At 70.1% G+C, this 19,218-nt stretch carries 14 protein-coding genes; 4 read left to right on the forward strand and 10 right to left on the reverse strand.

Translation table 11 applies throughout. The annotated features are described in order from the left end of the window. Positions 1 to 107: 107 nt before the first annotated feature. Both FYX01_RS17855 and nrdR read right to left on the reverse strand, forming a co-directional pair. A complete protein-coding gene (locus tag FYX01_RS17855) occupies positions 108 to 4,025 on the reverse strand; it encodes a vitamin B12-dependent ribonucleotide reductase (RefSeq protein ID WP_150242851.1) in 3,918 nt (1,305 codons plus the stop codon). 153 nt (positions 4,026 to 4,178) lie between these two features. Next, positions 4,179 to 4,661 (reverse strand): transcriptional regulator NrdR, encoded by a 483-nt coding sequence (gene nrdR / locus FYX01_RS17860; protein WP_150242853.1) that lies wholly within the window; start codon positions 4,659 to 4,661, stop codon positions 4,179 to 4,181. Between the two features lie 653 nt (positions 4,662 to 5,314). Here nrdR and lexA point away from each other — a divergent pair. Both lexA and FYX01_RS17870 read left to right on the forward strand, forming a co-directional pair. Then, positions 5,315 to 6,034, forward strand: coding sequence for a transcriptional repressor LexA (gene lexA / locus FYX01_RS17865; RefSeq protein ID WP_150242855.1), 720 nt, complete (start codon positions 5,315 to 5,317; stop codon positions 6,032 to 6,034). Between the two features lie 148 nt (positions 6,035 to 6,182). After that, positions 6,183 to 7,280 (forward strand): alpha/beta hydrolase family protein, encoded by a 1,098-nt coding sequence (locus FYX01_RS17870; RefSeq protein WP_150242857.1) that lies wholly within the window; start codon positions 6,183 to 6,185, stop codon positions 7,278 to 7,280. A gap of 46 nt (positions 7,281 to 7,326) precedes the next feature. Here the strand turns inward: FYX01_RS17870 and FYX01_RS17875 are convergent, their stop codons facing one another. From FYX01_RS17875 to leuS, 3 genes are all read right to left on the reverse strand, one after another. After that, on the reverse strand, positions 7,327 to 7,950 hold the full coding sequence (locus tag FYX01_RS17875; protein WP_150242859.1) for a hypothetical protein: 624 nt from the start codon (positions 7,948 to 7,950) through the stop codon (positions 7,327 to 7,329). Between the two features lie 296 nt (positions 7,951 to 8,246). Beyond that, on the reverse strand, positions 8,247 to 8,837 hold the full coding sequence (locus tag FYX01_RS17880) for a hypothetical protein (RefSeq protein WP_150242861.1): 591 nt from the start codon (positions 8,835 to 8,837) through the stop codon (positions 8,247 to 8,249). Positions 8,838 to 8,920: 83 nt separating this feature from the next. Continuing rightward, complete coding sequence (leuS, locus tag FYX01_RS17885; protein WP_150242863.1) at positions 8,921 to 11,416, reverse strand: leucine--tRNA ligase; 2,496 nt, start codon at positions 11,414 to 11,416, stop codon at positions 8,921 to 8,923. A 300-nt stretch (positions 11,417 to 11,716) separates the two neighbouring features. Between leuS and FYX01_RS17890 the strand changes: the two genes are divergently transcribed. After that, positions 11,717 to 13,276 (forward strand): long-chain-fatty-acid--CoA ligase, encoded by a 1,560-nt coding sequence (locus FYX01_RS17890; RefSeq protein WP_150242865.1) that lies wholly within the window; start codon positions 11,717 to 11,719, stop codon positions 13,274 to 13,276. Positions 13,277 to 13,341: 65 nt separating this feature from the next. Here FYX01_RS17890 and FYX01_RS17895 read toward each other — a convergent pair whose 3' ends face one another. Continuing rightward, positions 13,342 to 14,082, reverse strand: coding sequence for a carbohydrate ABC transporter permease (locus FYX01_RS17895; protein ID WP_394350484.1), 741 nt, complete (start codon positions 14,080 to 14,082; stop codon positions 13,342 to 13,344). A 336-nt stretch (positions 14,083 to 14,418) separates the two neighbouring features. On the opposite strand from FYX01_RS17895, the gene FYX01_RS17900 reads away from it, so the two are divergent. Beyond that, positions 14,419 to 14,718 carry a hypothetical protein gene (locus tag FYX01_RS17900; RefSeq protein ID WP_150242869.1) on the forward strand — a complete coding sequence of 100 codons (300 nt, stop codon included), beginning with the start codon at positions 14,419 to 14,421 and terminating at the stop codon, positions 14,716 to 14,718. A 26-nt stretch (positions 14,719 to 14,744) separates the two neighbouring features. Here FYX01_RS17900 and FYX01_RS17905 read toward each other — a convergent pair whose 3' ends face one another. From FYX01_RS17905 to FYX01_RS17920, 4 genes are all read right to left on the reverse strand, one after another. Then, entirely contained in the window at positions 14,745 to 15,644 is a 900-nt protein-coding gene (locus tag FYX01_RS17905; RefSeq protein WP_150242871.1) for a carbohydrate ABC transporter permease, read from the reverse strand. Positions 15,645 to 15,762: 118 nt separating this feature from the next. Continuing rightward, on the reverse strand, positions 15,763 to 17,055 hold the full coding sequence (locus FYX01_RS17910; protein ID WP_150242873.1) for a sugar ABC transporter substrate-binding protein: 1,293 nt from the start codon (positions 17,053 to 17,055) through the stop codon (positions 15,763 to 15,765). A 156-nt stretch (positions 17,056 to 17,211) separates the two neighbouring features. Then, positions 17,212 to 17,697: a hypothetical protein gene (locus FYX01_RS17915; RefSeq protein WP_150242876.1), complete on the reverse strand. Its 486-nt coding sequence runs from the start codon at positions 17,695 to 17,697 to the stop codon at positions 17,212 to 17,214. Positions 17,698 to 17,922: 225 nt separating this feature from the next. After that, on the reverse strand, positions 17,923 to 19,209 hold the full coding sequence (locus tag FYX01_RS17920; RefSeq protein WP_150242878.1) for an SAM-dependent methyltransferase: 1,287 nt from the start codon (positions 19,207 to 19,209) through the stop codon (positions 17,923 to 17,925). Between the last annotated feature and the right edge of the window lie 9 nt (positions 19,210 to 19,218).

The following is a 19,218-nucleotide window of genomic DNA, read 5'->3' on the forward strand; positions in this document are numbered from 1 at the left end:
GGTCCCGCTCCTCCTCCGGTTCGCCCGGGCACCGCCGGCGCAGTACCGGGAGGGGTACGGCGCCGGGCGCCGTGCCCCTCCCCCACCGGTGGTCCGGCCTCAGCGGATCAGCTGCAGCCGCTGGTGGCGCCGCAGCCCTCGCAGGCGTAGCAGCTGCCCGACGGGCGCATCTTGGTACCGCAGGTGACGCACAGCGGCGCGTCCGCGACGAAGCCCTTGCCCTCCATCAGCTCCGTGGTGGAGTGCGCCGCGGTGGGCCTCTCCGCCGCCTCGGGCTCCTCCTCCCGGGACGCGGCCGGGGCCTCGGCGGCCTCCGCCCCGCGGGTGGCCGCGGACTGGGCGTAGGACTCCACCTGCGCGGCGAGCTGTGCCGGGTCCTCGCCCGCCAGCTGCGCCTGGCGCTCGGCGGCCGACAGCACCCCCAGAGCGGCGCGCTCCTCGTAGGGCAGGTGGTCCAGGGCCAGGCGGCGGAAGATGTAGTCCACCACCGACTGGGCCATGCGGATGTCCGGGTCATCGGTCATGCCCGCCGGGTCGAACCGCATGTTCGTGAACTTCTCCACGTAGGTCTCCAGGGGCACCCCGTACTGCAGGGCGATGGAGATCGCGATGGAGAAGGCGTCCATCACCCCGGCCAGGGTCGACCCCTGCTTGCCGAGCTTCATGAACACCTCGCCCAGACCGTCGTCGGGGTAGGAGCCCGCGGTGATGTAGCCCTCGGCCCCTCCCACGGAGAACGACGTGGTCTCGCTCGGGCGCTTCTTGGGCAGGCGGCGCCGGACCGGGCGGGCCCCCTCGGCGGTCGCCGCCTCGGGCTCGGCCTTCTTCTCCTCCGTCCTGCCGGTGGACAGCGGCTGGCCGACCTTGCAGTTGTCCCGGTAGACCGCGAGCGCCTTCAGACCCAGCTTCCAGCCCTGGAAGTAGATGTGCTCGAAGTCCTCGACCGAGGCCTCCTCCGGCACGTTCACCGTCTTGGAGATCGCTCCGGACAGGAACGGCTGCGCCGAGGCCATCATCCGCACGTGGCCCATGGGCTGGATGTAGCGGCGGCCCATCGCGCAGTCGAACACCTCGTAGTGCTCGGGGCGCAGGCCCGGCGCGTTCACGACGTGGCCGTTCTCGGACACGTACTCGACGATCGCCTCCACCTGCTCGTCCTGGTAGCCCAGGTTCCTGAGCGCGCGCGGGATGGCCTGGTTGACGATCTGCATGGAGCCGCCGCCGACCAGCTTCTTGAACTTGACCAGAGAGAAGTCCGGCTCGATGCCCGTCGTGTCGCAGTCGAGCATGAATCCGATGGTTCCGGTGGGCGCGATCAGGCTCGCCTGGGCGTTGCGCCAGCCGTTGCGCTCGCCGACCTTGAGGCACTCGGCCCACTCGCGGGTGGCCGCGGCGTGGATCGGCTCCTCCAGGGATCCCACGGTGCGCAGGTCGTCGTTGGCGGCGGCGTGCTTGCGCATGACCCGCTTGTGAGGCTGCTCGTTGCGCTTGTAACCGTCGTAGGGGCCGACCACCCCGGCCAGTTCGGCGCTGCGCCGGTAGGCGGTGCCGGTCATCAGCGAAGTGACGGCGGCGGCGACGGCGCGTCCGCCGTCGGAGTCGTAGGCGTGGCCGGTCGCCATCAGCAGGGCGCCCAGGTTGGCGTAGCCGATGCCGAGCTGGCGGAAGGCTCGGGTGGTCTCGCCGATCTTCTCGGTCGGGAAGTCGGCGAAGGTGATGGAGATGTCCATCGCCGTGATGACCAGCTCGGTGAGCCTGGTGAAGCGCTCCACGTCGAAGGTGTCGTCCTCGCGCAGGAACTTCAGCAGGTTGATCGAGGCCAGGTTGCAGGACGAGTCGTCCAGGGACATGTATTCACTGCACGGATTACTGGCACTGATACGTCCGCTTTCGGGCGTGGTGTGCCAGTCCTGGATCGTGCCGTCGTACTGGACGCCCGGGTCGGCGCACTCCCACGCGGCCTTGGCCATGCGGTGGAACAGGTCCTTGGCGTCGACGGTGGCGACGACCTCGCCGGTGGTGCGGGAGGTCAGGCCGAAGTCGGAGCCGGTCTCCACGGCGCGCATGAACGCGTCGGAGACCCGGACGGAGTTGTTGGCGTTCTGGTACTGGACGCTGAACATGTCGTCGCCGCCCAGGTCGACGTCGAAGCCGGCGTCGCGCAGGGCACGGATCTTGTGCTCCTCGCGGGCCTTGGTCTCGACGAAGTCCTGGATGTCGGGGTGGTCGACGTCCAGCACGACCATCTTGGCCGCCCGGCGGGTGGCGCCGCCGGACTTGATGGTTCCGGCCGAGGCGTCGGCGCCGCGCATGAAGGAGACGGGGCCCGAGGCGGTGCCGCCGGAGGAGAGCAGCTCCTTGCTGGAGCGGATGCGCGACAGGTTCACACCCGCGCCGGACCCGCCCTTGAAGATGATCCCCTCCTCCTTGTACCAGTCCAGGATCGACTCCATGGTGTCGTCCACGGACAGGATGAAACAGTTGTGCACGCGAAGGTTCCCCGAGAGGTACTCACCGCTCTCGGTCTGGATGTCGTAGACCTCCATAGCGCCGAGGTTCTCGACACGGGCGATCTCCAGAAGCTTGGTCTGCTTGGCCGCACGTCCGGGCCTCTCCAAGCTCCGCTCCAACTTGAGTGCCTTGCGTTCGTCCACGAAACCGATTTCGGTGTGGAACCGCTCCCGTTCACCCAGGGGCTGGATTCCCAACGCCCAAAGACCGTGGCGGTTCTCCCCGGGCTCTACCTTCCGGCACACCCGGGAGAAGATTCCGAACCGGAGAAGCAGCCGCTGGACTCCCCTGACCAGCTTCTCGGAGCTCATGTCCAGTCCGAGGAGGGTGGAACTCTCCCGATCGGAGACATAGCCCTCCGACTGGAAGAGGCTGCGCAGGTATGCGCGAACAACCGGCAGCGGGGCGGTGAACAGGAGCTCCGGGACCTCCATATCCGTGCCGCGCGCACGCAGTCCCCAGCGCTCGACGAAGTCATTGAGGCAGTTCCCGTGGAGCCTGGTTCGTCGGCAGTCCAGGGTGTCGTCCTGGGTCCTGACGTGGCTCTCCTCGCGATGCACTCCGGGAAGGGCGTTGTCCAAGGCGGAGGCGACCCACTCCAGTTCCGCTGGCGTGACGGTTGTCGCTTCGATGGTCAAGGACTCGTTCGTGCCCTCGTACTGCCCAACGAATCCGTCTGCCTGGAGCCACCCCGCGAGTGCGGCCTCCGCGACGTCCAGCGAACGGATCTCGGACTCACCGAAGGCCTCACGCCGGTGCCACTGCACCTTGTCGCCAGGATGGAGCTCCCCCGCCGGAAGGAAGCGTCCATGGTCGAGCGCGTCCCCCGTCGCCTTCCACACCAGGTGGTCTGACGTGGCGTCAAGGGTGTAACCGGCCTTGGTATGGAGACGCAGAACATCCTTGACGCCGTTCGCCTTGGTCGCCACGACACGGGTCAGGCCATGCGCGTCGTAGACCTTGGTGCCGACGGCGTCCTTCTCCACCAGTTCACCGATGGGCACGAGCCCAGCCGGAGTGCTGACCATCGCGTCGTAGGGCTGGCACGCCGAGACCTGCTGGGCGGAGGTGGTGCCGACGTTGAACCACACCGGGGAGTTGAAGCTGAACAGCTGGTGGGCGAGGGCGTACTTGAGCTCGTGGTCGAAGGCCTCGGCGTCCTCGTCGGAGGCGAAGTAGCCGTGCTCGCGGCCGGTGGTGGTGTAGACGCCGACGACGCGGTTGATGAGCTGTTTGAGGCTCCACTCGCGCTCGGGGGTGCCGAGGGCGCCGCGGAAGTACTTGCTCGCCACGATCTGGGTGGCGTTCATCGACCAGGAGGTGGGGAACTCCACACCGCGCTGCTCGAAGTTGACCGTGCCGTCACGCCAGTTGGTCATGACGACGTCGCGGCGCTCCCATTCCAGGGAGTCGTAGGGGTGCGTACCCGGGGAGGTGAAGACGCGCCTCATCTTCATCCCCTTGCGGTTCCCCTTGCCCTTGCGTCCTGTCGGACCGCTGGCGGTTTCCGTCATCGCGGACTCTCCCCTGCCTCTACCTCGTGGGCACGGCTACCGGCCGTGCGCGGCGTCTTGTCGTGGGGTGGCGCGGGACCGGACGTGCTCTTCCTCCGTGCCCGCCCCGGGGCGGCGCCCCGCTAGCGGTCGCCTCCCGGCCGCGGGAGGGCGCTACCCGGTAGTACTGGTCTGGGTGTCGGGCGCGGACTCGCGGTCCCGCCGCAGACTGGCGATCTCGGCCTCGAAGTCGGCGAGGCTCTCGAAGCCGCGGTAGACGCTGGCGAAGTGCAGGTAGGCGACCTCGTCGAGCTCGCGCATCGGGCCGAGGATGGCCAGGCCGATCTCGTGGGCCGGGACCTCGGCCAGGCCGCGACCGCGGATCTCCTCCTCGACCTGCTGGCCGAGTTTGGCGAGGGCGTCCTCGGAGACCGGGCGGCCCTGGCAGGCCCGGCGCACCCCGGCGATGATCTTGGCCCGGCTGAAGGGCTCGGTGACACCGGAACGCTTGGCGACCATCAGCAGGACGGTCTCCTGGGTGGTGAACCTGCGCTCGCAGACGGGGCAGGACCGGCGGCGCCGGACGGCCGCGCCGTCGTCGGTGGACCTGCTGTCGATCACCCTGGTGTCCGGATGACGGCAGAACGGACAGTGCACCCTGGTTCACCTGCTTCTCTCACCGAACGACAACCCTTGGATACCACTAAGCTACAACTTCTGGGTGATCGCCTCTTTTCGAAACACCAGATGTTGTGGTCGAACCTAAGGGCCTGTGCCGTGTGACGCAACTCTGGCGGGGGCGTGTCCCGACACGGCGAACGATCGCGCGGACACGGGGCGGACGGCGGCGGAGGGGCGGGGACTCGGCGCCTGCCGACCCCTGGGAGGCGCACGGCACCGCGGTCCACGATAGCGCGGAAGGCCGCCCGGGCCGCGAACCGCGACGGCCCGCCACACCCGGAAGCACCACGTCACCGGGTTTTCGGCCGAACCGGCAGAGGAGAAGGTGTCTTCCGTATCACACCGAAACGAGCTCCGCGGACACGTGTTCGCGCATTCGTGGGACAACGCGGCGTGAACGCGTGTACACACATAAGCACGGGCCGGAAATTGACCGCGAAAAGACACGGGAGCAATTACCCCGGCCTCGAACGCTTGTTTGATATCACCGTGCGCAACGACTAAAGTTGGCGGTGATTTCACGCTGGTTTCGCCATCACGCAGACACCCAGGTCGGCGCGGTCGCGGGCCGGCGGTGGCCAGTCACACAAGCAGGCCCTGACCGAACCGAATGCCGAGGAGGCCCGGCCGTGCCGGAGGAGAATCCCGGGACCGCGGACACCGCCACCGTTCTTGCGCCAGTGGAGAACGCGGGCGGGTCCACGTCCGAAGCCCCCAAACTCACCGCGCGCCAGCAGAGCGTGCTGAACTGCATCCAGCGCTATGTGCGTGAGAAGGGCTTCCCCCCGTCCATAAGGGAAATCGGGGAGGTGGTCGGCCTGTCCAGCCCGTCCAGCGTGGCCCACCAGCTCAAGGTGCTCCAGCGCAAGGGCTACCTGCACCGCGACCAGAACCGTCCGCGTGCCGTGGAACTACGCACCCCCGGCCGTACCAACGGGCAGGCCGTGACCCCCAGGGACATCGACCCCTCGCGCGCGGCGGCCGTGCCGCTGGTCGGCCGGATCGCCGCCGGTGGCCCGATCCTGGCCCAGGAGTCGGTGGAGGACGTGCTCGCGCTGCCCCGCCAGCTGGTCGGCGAGGGGCACCTGTTCATGCTCACCGTCGTCGGTGACTCGATGACCGACGCCGCGATCACCGACGGCGACATGGTGGTGGTCCGCCAGCAGCCGGACGCCGAGAGCGGCGACATCGTGGCGGCGCTGCTGGACGAGGAGGCGACCGTCAAGGTGCTGCGCCGGGAGGAGGACGGCCACGTGTGGCTGATGCCCCGCAACGAGGCCTACGAGCCCATCAACGGTGACGCCGCCACCATCCTCGGCAAGGTCGTCACGGTCATGCGCCGCGTCTGACTCCTCGCGCTCCCGGTCCGTCCCCCCCCCCGGAGGGACCGGGGGCCTCCCGCGTCCGTGGGAGAGGTCCCGTCCGTGGACGGCGCGGTGGAGGAGTCACGCCTGCGGCGACAGCGGGGCCGCCGACCCGAACCGCTAGGCTGAGAAGGTGTTCACACCTGCCTCCTCCCCCGCCGCCCGCTGGCGCGCCGCGCTGGTCGGCGGGGCCGCCGCCGTCCTGTTGGCCACCGCCTGCGCGCCCGCGTCGGAGGACGACGGCGCCGTCGAGGCACCCGGGGTCGGCGGCACCGAGCGGGAGCTGGCCTTCGAGGGCGGCGGGCACGAGGTGTCCGCGAGTTTCCGTGTGCCGGAGGGCACCTCCGGCACCGTCCCGGGCGCACTCATCATCTCCGGCAGCGGCCCCACCGACCGCGACGGCAACAGCAGCATGCGCCCCGACGCCAACACCAACTGGAACCTGTCCCGGGTGCTCGCCGACGCCGGGGTCGCCTCGCTGCGCTACGACAAGTACGGCAGCGGACCCGACTTCGAGTCCCCGGAGTCCGGAGGCGAGGTCCGGTCCGTGGATCCGCGGCTCTTCGACGAACAGGTGGCGGCGGCCTACGACGAACTCGTCTCCCAGCCGGAGGTGGACCCCGGGCGGGTGGTCGTCGTCGGGCACAGCGAGGGCGCCCTCTACGCGCTGCGCGCCCACGAGCTCATCGACGGGGACCGCCCCTCCCCCGCCCTGGTGCTGGCCGCCCCTCCCGGCACCCGCTACCTGGACCTGATCGACCGGCAGCTCACCGAACAGGTGCGCGTGGCCGAGGCCCTGGAACAGGTCGAGGGGGGAGAGGCCGTCGAGATACTCTCCGACGCGCGCACCGCACGGGCCGCGGTCAGGGCGGGCCGTTCCCTCCGGTCGACGGACATCGGCACGGTGGGCGTCCAGGGCGTCTACTCCCCGATGAACGAGGACTTCCTGGCCTACATGGACTCCTTCGACCCCGTGGAACTGGGCGAGGACCTGCCCGAGGGCACACCCGTGCTGGTGCTGTGGGGCGAGGAGGACACCCAGGTCCCCCGCGAGGACGTGGACCGGCTGATGACCGGCCTGGAGGACGCCGAGCGCGTCGACATCCCCGGCACCGACCACATCCTCCGCCGCTACGAGGACCAGCCCGGCGCCACCGTCCTGGACTCCCAGCGCCCCTTCGCCGAGGAGGTCTCCCCGGCGCTGGCGGAGTTCCTGGACACTGCCTGGTAGTCCGCGTCGACGTCCGCGGCCTGGCACCGCCGCCCGCACCCGGCGGTTACTCCGGCACGGACTCCGGCAGCGCCTCCACCACGGACACCGCGAGTTCCTCGGCTCCCGCGACGATCCGCTCCTCCTCAGCCGGCTCCACCGCGTCGTAGCCGCCCGCCACGCTGTAACAGGTCTCCAGGTACAGGTTGGACACCCGGGCGCCCACGCAGGAGACCGTGTACGGCTCGCCCTGGACCCAGGTCACCGCCTCGTCGCCGACCCCCTCCAGCTTCCGGGTCTCGTGCTGGGAGGTGGTGGTGCGCAGGTTGTCGACGGCCGTCGTGACGCCGCCCGGGTTCGGGGCGGCCACGATCACCAGGGTCGCGGTACCCGGAACCACCTCGCCCGGCCCGCCCGGGGTCGCCCACCGGCACTGCCAGCCCGAACCGAAGGGGTCCTGCTCGCCGCCGACCGGCTCCTCGACCTCCAGTGCGTGGTCGGGCACCAGCGCGTCCAGGGCCTCCGTCTCGGCGACGGCGCACTCGGGCGCGGACGCGAAGTCGCCCGTCTCGGGATCGTTCCGGTTCGCCACGTACCAGACCGCTCCCGCCGCGAGCACGACCAGGACCAGTGCGGCGGCGACCACGGCGGCGGTGGCGCATCCCCGGCTCTGCGGCTGGGCGGACGGCACCGTCTCGGGGGCGGGTGGTCGCGGCCCGTACGGCGGGGGATTCCGCGGTTGCTGCTGTCGCGGGTACCGCCCTTGGGGCTGCATCGCCTGCTGTGGGTACTGCGGTTGCTGTGGGTACTGCGGTTGCTGTGGGTACTGCGGTTGCTGCCCCGGTGCCGACGGCTGGGGGCCCTGCTGCCCTGGAGGCTGTGGGGAAGGCTGAGGTTCCTGGTGCGGCGGTTGTTGGTGCGGCGGTTGCTGCCCTTGGTCCTGGCCGTGTTCCTGTCCCTGATACCGGGGATCGGGGTGTTGGTCGCTCACAAGGCCTCTCCGAGCTGCTCGGCGAACTCCACGGTCAGGTTCCGGGCGTCCTCGAAGCCGACCGGTTCGGTGCCGGAGGTCCCGGCGTAGGTCACCCGCACGAGCAGGTTGTCGGTGGTGAAGGCCAGCTCCGCGGTTCCGGGCGCCTGGCCGTGCCACACCCGGCCCTCCCCGGAGGGCAGTTCCACCGTGTCGCCGCGTACGGGCACCAGGGCGGCGTAGGCCTCCCGTGCCCGCTGGTCGCCGCTGACCGGATCCTCCCCCGTGTCGTCGGTGAAGCGGGCGGACAGGCTCAAGCGCAGTACCCCCTGCGGGCCGTCGGACAGCCCCGCGGAGGACCACGAGCACACCGAACTGTCGCCGCCCGACAGGGGGCCGTGCTCGGAGGTCTCCAGGACGGCTCCGGGCACCAGTCCCGTGAGGAGCCCGTCGGAGACCACCCCGCACCCGGGAGCGGCGGTGTGGACGTCACCGCCCTCGGGCACGTCCGGGTCGTCCCCGGCCAGCCACAGACCGCCGCCGATCGCGACCGCGGACAGTACCGCCGCGCCCGCGCCGACCACGGCCACCCGCACGAGGGGACCCACCCGGCCACCGCCTCCCTGTCGGCCGCCGCGCCGACCGCACACGGACGGCGACCGCCTCCGGCGGCCGCCGTCACCCGTACCGGTCAGCCGACGACGATGTTCACCAGCTTCGGCGCGCGCACGACCACCTTGCGGATCTGCTTGTCACCGATGAATCCCCGCGCCTTCTCCGACGCCAGGGCCAGCCGCTCCAGCTCCGCCGGGTCGATGTCGGGCGCGACGGACAGCTTGTCACGGACCTTGCTCTGTACCTGCACCACACAGGTCACGGACTCCTGCACCAGCAGGTCCGGATCGATCTCGGGCCAGTGGCCGACGGCGACGCTGTCGGTGTGGCCCAGCTTCTCCCAGCCCTCCTCGGCCACGTAGGGCGCGAACAGGGACAGGGAGACGGCCACGGACTCGGCGGCCTCGCGGACCGCCGGGTCCGCGGCGCCGGGGCCGGAGTCGATGGCCTTGCGGGCGGCCGAGACCAGCTCCATGACGCGGGCGATGGCCACGTTGAACCGACGGGACTCGACCAGGGCGGTGATCTGGTCGACGGTGCGGTGGGTGGCCCGGCGCAGCTCGGTGTCGCCCTTCGCGGGGTCGGTGCCCGGCTCGCTGGCCGTGCCCGCCTCGACCATCACCCGGTAGGCGCGGTTGAGGAACTTCTGCGCGGCCACCGCCGAGACGTCGGCCCAGTCCACGTCCTCCTCGGGCGGGGAGGCGAACAGCATCGTCAGTCGGACCGCGTCCACGCCGTAGACGTCGATCTCCCTGCCCAGGTCCACGCCGTTGCCCAGCGACTTGGACATCGCGCGGCCCTGGTTGATGACCTGGCCCTGGTTGGTCAGGCGCCGGAAGGGCTCGGTGAAGGACACCATGCCCATGTCGTGCAGGACCTTGGTGAAGAAGCGCGCGTACATCAGGTGCAGGGTGGCGTGCTCCTTGCCACCGATGTAGTGGTCCACCGGCCCCCACTTCTCGACCGCCCCGGTGTCGAAGGGGGCCGTGTCCAGCCGCGGGGAGCAGTAGCGCAGGAAGTACCAGGACGAGTCCACGAAGGTGTCCATGGTGTCGGTGTCGCGCTCGGCGGGGCCGCCGCACGAGGGGCAGTCCACGTTGACCCAGTCCGTGGCGGCGGCCAGCGGGGAGATGCCCTTGGGCGCCAGCTCGGCGCCCTTGAGCTCGGGCAGGGTGACCGGCAGCTGCTCGTCGGGGACGGGCACCTCGCCGCAGGAGGGGCAGTGGATGATCGGGATGGGCGTGCCCCAGTAGCGCTGGCGGGACAGCAGCCAGTCGCGCAGCCGGTAGTTGACCGTGCCGCTGCCGGTGCCGCGCTCGGCCAGGACCTCGATGATGCGCTCGATGGCCTCGGTCTTGGACAGTCCGTCCAGCGGGCCGGAGCCGCGCAGGGTGCCCTCTCCCGCGGTGGCCACGCCGGTCTCGGCCGGGTCGGGCTCGCCGGTCTCCACCACGCCCCTGACCGGCAGGTCGAAGGCCAGGGCGAAGTCCAGGTCGCGCTGGTCGTGCGCGGGCACGGCCATGATGGCGCCGTGGCCGTATTCGGCCAGGACGTAGTCGGCCGCCCACACGGGCATGCGCTCGCCGTTGACCGGGTTGACGGCGTGGCGGCCCAGGAACACACCGGTCTTGGGGCGCTCGGTGGCCTGGCGCTCGATGTCGGAGAGCTTGGCGACGTCGGCGCGGTAGGCGTCGAAGGCCTCGCGCTGTTCGGGCGCGCACAGCTCGTCGGCCAGGTCCGCGTCGGCGGCCACGACGAAGAACGTGGCGCCGTACAGGGTGTCGGGCCGGGTGGTGAAGACGGTGACGGGCTCGTCACGGCCCTCGACGGCGAAGTGGACGTCGGCGCCGGTGGAACGGCCGATCCAGTTGCGCTGCATGGCCAGGATCTCGTCCGGCCAGCGGCCGCCGTCCAGCTGGTCCATGTCGTCCAGCAGGCGCTGGGCGTAGTCGGTGATCTTGAAGTACCACTGGTTCAGGCTGCGCCGGACGACGTCGGAGCCGCAGCGCTCGCACCTGCCCTGCACGACCTGTTCGTTGGCCAGCACGGTCTGGTCCTGGGGGCACCAGTTGACCTGGCCGTTCTTGCGGTAGGCCAGTCCGCGCTCGAAGAAGCGCGTGAACAGCCACTGGTTCCACTTGTAGTACTCGGGGTCGCTGGTGTGCAGGCGGCGCGACCAGTCCACGCTGATGCCGTAGCGCCGGAACGAGGCCGCCTGGGTCTCGATGTTGGCGTAGGTCCACTCGGCGGGGTGGGAGTTGTTCTTGATGGCCGCGTTCTCGGCCGGCAGGCCGAAGGAGTCCCAGCCCACCGGGTGCAGGACGTTGTCGCCGCGCTGGAGGCGGTAGCGGCTGATGACGTCGCCGATGGCGTAGGCCTCGGCGTGGCCCATGTGCAGGTCACCGGAGGGGTAGGCGAACATGTCGACGATGTAGGAGCGCGGGCGGGTGTCCGCGGGGTCCTCGTCGGCCTGGAACGGAAGCTCCGCGGCCCAGCGCGCCTGCCATTTGTCCTGGAGGGCGCGGGCGTCGTAGGTGTCGCCCGTCTTCTGGTCGCCGTCTACCGCTGTCATCGCTGAATGTTCCTTAGCCGGTTCGTGGTGTACACGACTCAGGTTAGCGGCTGACGGATCCGGTCGCGGACGGATTCTCCGCGCGGGAACGCGGCCGGCGGACCGGGCAGCGGTCCCGCGTACCGGGCGGGGCCGCCGGGGGCGGGACGAGGATCGGCGGGATTACCGCCCCTGGACCCTCCACACCGACCAGCCGGTTTGTTACTCTGCCGTAAAAGTGGCGCAGCACACGCGACCCCGGTCACACCGGGTTCCGCTTCCCTGTTCCGTCCTGGACTCATCTGCCTGCGGGAGGCCCCCATGCTCAATCTGTCCGTGCTTCTGGAGGACGGCGCCCGGTCCGCTCCGGAGAAGGAGTGCCTGGTCTTCGGCGACCTGCGCCTCAACTACGCGGTCACGAACATGATCGCCGACCAGGTGGCGAACCTCCTGGTGTCGCGGGGCGTCAGGCCCGGGGACCGGATCGCGCTGGCCAGCCCGAACCTGCCCTACTTCCCCTTCGTGTACTTCGGCGCCCTCAAGGCGGGCGCGGTGGTCGTACCGCTGAACGTGCTGCTGACCCCGCGTGAGATCGCCTACCACCTGGAGGACTCCGGCGCCAAGGCGCTCTTCGCCTTCACCGGGTCCCCGGAGCTGCCGCTGGGCGAGCGCTCCTTCGAGGCGTTCAACCAGGTGGACGGCTGCGAGTTCTACGTGGACCTGCCCGCCTCTCCGGGCGCCACCGAGTCCACCATCGACGGTGCCGAGACCTTCTGGAAGGCCCTGGAGGGCCAGCCCGGCGAGTTCGAGACGGTGCAGGCCAATCCCGACGACACCGCGGTCATCATCTACACCAGTGGCACCACCGGCAAGCCCAAGGGCGCGGAGCTGAGCCACAACAACCTGTTGATGAACGCGATCGTCTCCTCCAACATGGTCGAATCCCACCCCGACGGCCGCGACGTCGCCCTGGTGGTCCTGCCGCTGTTCCACATCTTCGGCCAGACGGTCATGCTCAACTCGGTCCTGTACCGCCACGGGACGATGGTCCTCATGCCGCGCTTCGACGGCGCCGAGGCGCTCAGGACCATGGAGAAGGAGGGTGTCACCGGCTTCGCGGGAGTGCCCACCATGTACTGGGGCCTGCTGGGAGCCGTGCAGTCCGCCGAGCCGGGGACCTACGACCTGGAGAAGATCGCGGGCGACGTGGTGGACGCGGTCTCGGGCGGTTCCGCCCTGCCCGGTCAGCTCTCCGAGGACTTCACCAAGACCTTCGGCGTGGGCATCAAGGAGGGCTACGGCCTGTCCGAGACCTCGCCGGTCGTGTCGTTCAACAACCCCAAGACCAAGGCCAAGACCGGCTCGATCGGCCTGCCGGTGTGGGGCGTGGAGATGAAGCTCATCGACAACGACTGGAACGACCAGTCGGAGGAGGGCGAGATCGCGGTGCGCGGGCACTGCGTGATGAAGGGGTACCACAACCGCCCCGAGGCCAACGCCGAGGTGCTCCGGGACGGCTGGTTCCGCACCGGCGACATCGCCCGTCGCGACGAGGAGGGCTTCTACTTCATCGTCGACCGCTCCAAGGACATGATCATCCGCGGTGGCTACAACGTGTACCCGCGCGAGGTCGAGGAGGTCCTGATGACCCATGAGGCGGTCAGCCTGGCCGCGGTCGTGGGCGTCCCCCACGGCACCCACGGCGAGGAGGTCAAGGCGTTCGTGATCCCCAAGGAGGGCGCCGACACCAGTCCCGAGGAGATCATCGAGTGGTCCAAGGAGCGCCTGGCGGGCTACAAGTACCCGCGTGAGGTGGAGTTCCGCACCGAGCTGCCGATGACCTCCACCGGCAAGATCCTCAAGCGCGAACTCCGCGCCTGACCCGCGCCCCTCCCGGCGCGCGGCGGGGCCGGTCCTCTCCCCCGGGGCCGGCCCTGCTCCCGTCCCTATCCCTTGACGGCCCCCTGGACGAGCCCGGAGACGAGGAAGCGCTGCACGAGGACGAAGAAGACCATGACCGGGATGGTGATGAGCGTGGAGGCGGCCATCACGTGCCCCCAGTCGTTGGCGTACTGGCCGAAGAACTGGCGCAGCCCGACCGCCACCGTGTACTTCTCGCTCTGGGTCATGAAGGTCAGCGCCAGCACGAACTCGTTCCACGCCACGATGAACGAGAAGATGGCCGTGGCCACCAGCCCGGGCGCGACCAGTGGGAAGAGCACCCTCCAGAACATCTGCCCCCACGAGGCTCCGTCGATGTAGGCGGCCTCCTCCACCTCCACCGGCACGGCGGCGACGAACCCGCGCATCATCCACACCGCCAGCGGCAGGGACAACGCCACGTAGACCACGCCCAGGCCCAGCAGGGTGTTGAGCAGCTGCAGGTCGCGCACCTGGAGGAAGAGCGGAATGACCAGCGCCTCCAGCGGCACCATCTGCACGACGAGGACCATGACCAGCACGGCGGTGCGCAGCCGGAAGCGGAAGCGGGCCACCGCCACGGCGGCCAGCAGCGACAGCACGCACGCACCCGCCACGGTGATGCAGGCGACCGTGAGCGAGTTGCGCATGTAGGTGCCGAAGTCGGCCTCGGTGAGCACGTAGACGAAGTTGTCGAGGGACACACCGGTGGGCAGCAGCGCCCCGGCGCCCGAGGTGGCCCGGTCGGAGAACGCGCTGATGAGCATGAAGTAGACGGGGAAGAGGGTGAACACCAGCAGGACGGCCACCCCGGCCCCCTTGGCCAGGAACCGGCCCGCGCGCAGGGCGTCCCCCCTGCGTCGGGCGTCACGGACCCGTGCCTCCCAGGCGGGGTCGGCGGATGTGGTGTCTGTGCTCGTGACCACGGATACTCCTCCTCAGCGGTGCCCGGAAGTCCGAATCCGACTCCGGTTCCGGTTGCTCCGGACCCGGACGGGGCGGTTAGACTCCTCCCCTGTCCGGGGGTGGGCGTTCTCCCCCCGGTGACGGAGGGGAAGGTAGGACCGTGTCGACAGGATCGCCGGAGGCGGTGGCGTAGCGCCGTGTACGATTCCGCCGGATCCTCCCCCACCGAGGTCGTCATCAGCTGGATCCCGTATGACGCGCGCTTCCGGGAACGCGCGGTCCGACACGCCCTGGACGACACCAACGGGCAGTTGCTGTACGCCTACGTCGACAACCTGGTCAACCGGGACAACGACGACGGGCGTCCGCTGGACGAGTACGGCCTGCGCACCATGGCCGCGGTGCGCGAGGACCTCAGCCAGCGCTCCCTGGCCTCGGTGGACTGGCGCCAGGTGCGCGACAAGCTGGTCGCGGGGGTCCACGGCCCGGTCTCCTGAGCGGATCCGCCCCCGCGTCGCCGTGTTCATCCGACCCCGTCCTCCCGGAACAGCGCACGCAGGTAGAGCACGGTGATGGCCAGCAGCAGCAGGGTGAGCAGGACGGCGATGGCCGATCCGAGGCCGTAGTCGTTGTGGCCGAAGGAGCGCACGTAGGACCACACGCCCAGGTTGAGCATGCGCGACCCTCCCACGTCGCCGCCGGGCATGAGGTAGATCTGCGCGAACACCTTGAAGTCCCAGATGGTGGAGAGCACGGTGACCACGGCGAACACCGGGCGCAGCACCGGGAACGTGACGTGCCAGAAGCGCTTCCAGGCTCCCGCGCCGTCGATGCGCGCCGCCTCGTGCAGTTCCCTGGGGACGGTGAGCAGTCCGGCCAGGACGGTGACGGCCACGAACGGGAAGCCGCCGTGCACGATGTTGAGGGTGACGATGGCGTAGAAGAACAGTCGGTCGGCGAACCAGTTGTACCCGGAGGGGTCGACCAGGCCCAGTGAGGTCAGCGCCTGGGCGACGACCCCGTCGTCGACGTCGAAGATCCAGATCCACACGTAGGTGCCGCTGACCGCGGGCATGGCCCAGGCGACCATGACGCAGGAGACCACGACCACCCGGGGCACCGGGCGCAGTGCGGCCAGCAGCAGCGCCACCAGCGTGCCCACGACGATGGTGGTGAACACCGCGACCGCGGCGAAGACCACCGTGTTGACCATGGCGATCCGCCACAGGTACGGGTCGGTCAGCAGGGTGGCGTAGTTGGCGAACCCGATGAAGTCGGACTCGCCCGAGACCAGGTTGCGCAGCCGGTACTCGCGGAAGGACAGCCACACGATCCGGCCGAGCGGGAACAGCAGCAGTAGTCCGATGACCGTCAGCGCGGGGGCGAGCAGCACCCACGGCAGGAGCGCCCTGCGTCCGCGCATGCCCAGGAGCGGCGCCCGCCGCCGTGGCCCGGGCCGTCTCGGGGACGGCTCGGACGGGCGGCGGGTGTCCTGCCCCGGTCCGCTGCCGGGGCCCAGCCCGACCGGTGTTCGCACGTGTCTACCCCCCGTTGAGGATGCGTTCGATCTCGTCGGCCGCCTCCCCGGTCGCCTCGTCCACCGTGGCCTCGCCGTTGAGGATGGACTGCTGCATGCCGACCAGGACCTTCTCGGCCTCCACCTGGGTCCAGGCGGGGGTGACGGGCACGCCCCGGCTGGCCTCCTTGAGCTGGACGGCGAAGGGTTCGAGGATGGGGTCGGCGGAGGCGGAGAACGCGTCGACCCCGTTGGCCACGCCGGGGAAGAACCCGGTCTCCTCGGACCAGCGCGTGGAGAACTCGTCGCCGGTCAGGTGCTGGACGTACTGCCAGGCCGCCTCCTCGTTGCCCGTGCCCTCGAAGACCGACAGCAGCGAACCGCCCGCGAAGGAGGGCATGTACCCGCCGTCCTGCCCGGGCAGGGTGAAGGAGTCGATCCTGCCCTCCAGGTCGGGGTTGGCCTCCAGGATGGCCTTGGGGTTGGCGCTGCCGAGGATGGCCATGGCGGCCTCCTCCTCGGCGACGGCCTCCATGACGGCGATCTCGTTCCAGTTGACGGCGCCGGTGGTGGAGGTGCCGTCCTCCAGGGCGAGGCCGGTGAAGAACTCGATCCCGGCACGGGACCCCTCGCTGTCGACCTGCGACGTCCAGGTGCCGTCGGAGCCCTCGACGGCGATCTCGCCCCCGCCGCCCCAGATCCAGGGCATGACCGAGTACTGGGCGTCACCGGGGACGGGGAAGGCGATCATGTCCTCCTCCGCCTCGGACAGGGCCAGGGCGGTCTCACGCAGCTCGTCCCAGTTCCGCGGGACCTCCAGGCCGTGCTCCTCGAACAGGTCGCCGCGGTAGACGACGGAGCGGATGGAGGCGTACCAGGGGACGCCGTAGACGCCCTCGCCGAGCCGGCCCATCTCCATCAGGCCGGGGATGTACTGGGAGGTGTCGACGCCGTAGCCGGCCAGGTCGTGCAGGGCCCCGGCGTCGGCGAAGCCGGGGGTGAAGGTGTTGCCGAGTTCGGCGACGTCGGGCATGGTGCCGCCCGCGATGGCGGTGGAGACCTTGTTCTGGGCGTCCTGCCAGGGCACGAACTCGACCTCGACCTCGATGCCGGTCTCGTCGGTGAACGCGGTGTTGGCGGCCTCGAAGAACCCCGTCTCGTCGGGGTTGGTGCCCTGCATGATCCAGACCAGGAGGCTGTCGGAGGCCTCGCCCCCGCCACCCCCTCCGGTGCCGCACGCCGTCGCGGCCAGGGCCAGGGCCGCGGCCGCGGCCGCGGCGGTGAGCGGAACGTACCCGTGTGTTCGTCTGCGGGCCATGGCTCGCCTCCGTTCCTTTCGAGGGTCCCCTCGGGGTTGGTAGGAAACCTACGTAAGGAACCGCCTGGAGTGAAGTAAACCACTGTCCTTCGTGTCTGACCCGTTAGGCGAACGGGAAGTCGCCCGGAGTGTCGCGGCCGCTGGGCGAACCGCCGACTACTCGACCAGTCCGGTGACCTGGCGCAGGACGGAGAGGAGTTCGGCACGCTTGTACACCGCCAGTCCGATGGCGGCGCCGAAGGCGGCGAGCATGTGCACGTAGACCATGGGATCGCCCTGGGTGAGGCGCTCGGCGGCCTCCTCCTCGCCGACCGAGTGGGCCTCCCAGGCGGTGGAGACGGCGAACTCCAGCTCGGGCGGGAGCATCTCGGCGACCATGCGGGCGACCGCCTCACGCGAGTCGGCGGGCTTCCACACCACGCCGGTCTGCTGCACGCGGCGGCTGAGGAAGGCGGCGATGACCTTCAGCTCGGACATGACGGCGTCCGCGTCGTCGGAGGCGTGCGGAACGAGCCCGTCGAGCTCCTCCCGGTCGCGGTCGGTGTAGGCGGCGATCAGGTCGACGGCGGTGCGCTTGACATGGTCGGGCACGTCGGAGGCGGGTGTGTGCCCGTCGGTGCTGCCGTCGAAGGACTCGGACACGGTGGGGTCCTTTCCGGTGGATGTGCGGCTGGGGCCTCGCGCGGCGGGGTGTGTCCGTCGAACGCGCCCCCGGGTCCATAATGCCGCCAAACCGTCGTGCGGGGCCCGTGGACGGGCCGCGAGCCCCCGCCCGCGGGCAGGAGGGGACCTTCCGCCGCCGGGACGGCACGGCCCGGACGGGTGCGGCGGACCGGGCGGACCGCGACGGGTCCGCCCGGACTCCGTTCAGAACCAGGGGCGCAGCGGCACGTGTGCCTCGGTGCCGTCCAGCTTCACGCCGAGGATCTGGTGCAGCTGCACCACGTCGCGCTCGAAGCCGAGCACGCACCCGGCCATGTAGAGGCGCCACACGCGTGCGGTGCCCTCGCCGACCTCGGCGACGGCCTCGTCCCAGTGGCGGTCCAGGTTGGCGCCCCAGTGGCGGAGGGTGAGGGCGTAGTGCTCACGCAGGTTCTCCTGGTGGCGGATCTCGAATCCGGCGTCGTTCATCTCGGTCTGGATCCTGCCGGGGCCCTCCAGCTCGCCGTCGGGGAACACGTACCGGTTGATGACGCCCTTGGTGTTCATGGGCGGCAGGTCGTTGCGCGGCCGGGTGATGCAGTGGTTGAGCAGCCGCCCCCCGGGGACGAGCTTGGTGTTGAGCGAGGCGAAGTAGGAGGCCAGGTTCCTGGCTCCCACGTGCTCGGTCAGGCCGATGGAGCTGATCCGGTCGTAGCTGCCGTCGGGAACGTCCCGGTAGTCCATGTAACGGACCTCGGCCAGTTCCGACAGCCCCTCCTGCGCGATCCTCTTGGCAGCCCACTCGGCCTGCTCCTTGGACAGGGTGACGCCGAGTGCGCGGACCCCGTGCTCCCGGGCGGCGTGCATGACCATGCCGCCCCATCCGCAGCCCACGTCGAGCAGGCGCATGCCCGGCTCCAGGCCGAGCTTGCGCGAGACCAGCTCGTACTTGCGGAACTGGGCGCCCTCCAGGGCGCCGTCGAAGCGCCCCACCCGGTCCGGGGAGCCGTCCTCCTCGTCGAAGACGGCGCAGGTGTAGGTCATGGACGGGCCCAGGACCAGTTCGTAGAAGGCGTTGGAGACGTCGTAGTGGTGGTGGATGACCTCGGCGTCACGCTGCTTGGAGTGGCGCCAGCCCAGGCCGGTGAGGCGTCCGCGGGACACCTCCTGCGGCGGCGGAGCGACCCGGTTGAGGAGCTTGACCCAGCCCACGGACCGCATGATCGCGGCGATGTCGCGTACCGAGAGGTCGATCCCGTCGGTGAGCACGAAGTCCTCGATGCGTCTGAGGGCGGTGTACATGTCGCCCTCCAGCTCCAGGTGGCCGGAGACGTAGGCGCGGGCCAGGCCGACGGTGTTGGGTGACTGGACCAGGTAGTTGACGGCGACCGGGGTGCGCACGTGCAGTGCCACGTCGCTGTCGGGGTCTCCGGCCCTGCTGCCGTCGTAGGCGGTGAATCGGATGGGCGCGTCGGATCCCACGACGCGCTCGAAGATCTCGGCAAGCCGCATACTCTGTCC

The sequence above is a fragment of the Nocardiopsis quinghaiensis genome, assembly GCF_008638365.1.
Taxonomy (GTDB): Bacteria; Actinomycetota; Actinomycetes; order Streptosporangiales; family Streptosporangiaceae; genus Nocardiopsis; species Nocardiopsis quinghaiensis.